Below are 1885 nucleotides of genomic sequence, written 5' to 3' on the forward strand. Positions count from 1 at the left end.
AAAGTATAGTATATGTGTAACTAACGCGACTTGTTAATTAGTTTTTTATGTTGTTAATTATGTGTTTACGCGCTAATGCTTATTTTATTTCTACCTTCTGTTTTTGCTCGGTATAAAGCAGTATCTGCTGCACAAATTAATGCCTCTGAAGTACGATATTGATTATTAAACTCACAGGCAATTCCTTGGCTTACACTTATTCTAAAATCACTTGGTAAACCTATATCAGTAAATGGCATGTTATTTACTTTTATTTGAATATGTTTAGCAATGGCGGCGGCCGTGTCTTTTTGACAGCGGGGTAATATAATGGCGAATTCTTCACCACCATAACGGGCTGCTAAACAATCGCGAGAAGGGAGTGATTCTGCGATTATACTTGCTACTTTTTGTAAGCATTTATCGCCTTTTACATGACCAAATCGGTCATTGAATAATTTAAAGTAATCGATGTCGATTAATATAGTGCTAATGGCTTGGTTGGTTTGTACGCTTTCTTGCCAATGCTCTTTTAATGATTCCTCAAGAGTTAATCTATTTGCAAGGCCGGTTAAATGGTCAGTGGTAGCCTGTTTAATTAAGCGGTTATATTGTTCTTTGTGTGATGATAAATCATGTAATACACAAATAAATAAATTTTCTGCAACGGCAATGTTTTTTGGCAGGCTCGATATACATAAATCCGCCTCAAGGGTTTTATTATCAGCGCGGTTTATTTTAACTTCGTTTGGCCCAAGACTTATCGGCGAGTCTTTATGGTCTAACCAACTGAGTAGGGTATACATGTATTTATCACGATCGGTGTCGTGTAGGTAATGTAAAATGTTTTGCCCGATTAACGCTTCTTGGTTGTCTCCTAAAAGCTGAGCCGCCATCGGGTTTGCAAATTCAAACGTGCCTTGACCATTAATGATAAACACTCCTTCAGGAATGTTCTGAAACATTTGTGCAATCAGTGCAAGTTGCTCTGAATTGATAGACTGCGGTAGTGCGCTTTTCGCTTCTGATATAGCAGTGCTTGGTTGTTCATTTTTGTTAGTAGACACGTTCGTTTCCTTTTTGCAGATGCAAACGACTTTGGTGTCTATAAAGTTACTTAAAAAAGTGCAAATTAACCTTCTGGTAATCTTCTGGTTTTAATTTGTTGTTTTGTAATGTAAAAAAGCTCCTAAGAAGGAGCTTTTTACGAGAGGTCTTTAGTCTTCTTTATCATTTTTTACTTGCGGGTCGGCACTTTCATAGCTTGTGCCATTGCACTCTACGATGAAAGTCATACACGCAGTACCGCTATTATCATCTGTATCGGCAATCTCAATTGTTTGACCATTATTAGTGACTTTAAAGCTAAAGTCTTGCTCGCAATCACCCTCAAGGTTTGCAAATTTAGCACCTGTAAATTGAAAGCCAGCATCAACAGTTGCGTCATCAAGTGTATAAATACCGAGGCTGTTTCTTTCATTGACAGTACCGCCACCAGAAACTTGCTGACCGTCTTGGAAGTATGTGAATACAGCTTCATTTTCAGTGTTAAGTGTAACATTCACTGTAAAGTTGTAAGTTTGACTTTCGCTCATTGTTATTACCTTCTAGTTGTTTTTATAGATCAAAGTTAGTAATACCTAACTCTATTAGTTTACTTTTAATTGTGCCTACCTCACTTTCCTTGTTTAAACAAGTGTAGGCTTGAATAAGTGGGTAAGTTCTTTTTATACTTTTATCGCCGTTATTATTTTCTTCAATTGCATTAATAGCTTCTTGGCATGCTTGTTGTCTTGCTATCTTGTCTTCAGCAAGCTTTGCTTTAATTAAGTTAACCCTTATTAGAATAGAGTTGTTTTCTATTTTTTTAGTATCAGACAATCTCTCAATAAAGTCTGAGTTGCTT

At 36.4% G+C, this 1885-nt stretch carries 3 protein-coding genes; all 3 read right to left on the minus strand.

Annotated elements, in window-relative coordinates; genetic code table 11:
* Window positions 1–65: 65 nt before the first annotated feature.
* The gene (locus L1D46_RS20525; protein WP_345779684.1) at window positions 66–1046 is read right to left on the minus strand and encodes a sensor domain-containing diguanylate cyclase; all 981 of its coding nucleotides are present in this window, start codon (window positions 1044–1046) and stop codon (window positions 66–68) included.
* Between the two features lie 150 nt (window positions 1047–1196).
* A complete protein-coding gene (locus tag L1D46_RS20530) occupies window positions 1197–1574 on the minus strand; it encodes a DP-EP family protein (protein WP_130050943.1) in 378 nt (125 codons plus the stop codon).
* A 22-nt stretch (window positions 1575–1596) separates the two neighbouring features.
* On the minus strand, window positions 1597–1885 hold a 289-nt coding region (locus L1D46_RS20535; protein ID WP_239978159.1), incomplete at its 5' end, for a hypothetical protein.

The organism is Pseudoalteromonas sp. Isolate3, from assembly GCF_022398505.1.
Taxonomy (GTDB): Bacteria; Pseudomonadota; Gammaproteobacteria; order Enterobacterales; family Alteromonadaceae; genus Pseudoalteromonas; species Pseudoalteromonas apostichopi.

What these genes read in the sequence shown, in the direction of transcription:
- L1D46_RS20530 (WP_130050943.1), bottom strand. Translation starts at nt 1,574, where the DNA reads ATGAGCGAAAGTCAAACTTACAACTTTACAGTGAATGTTACACTTAAC.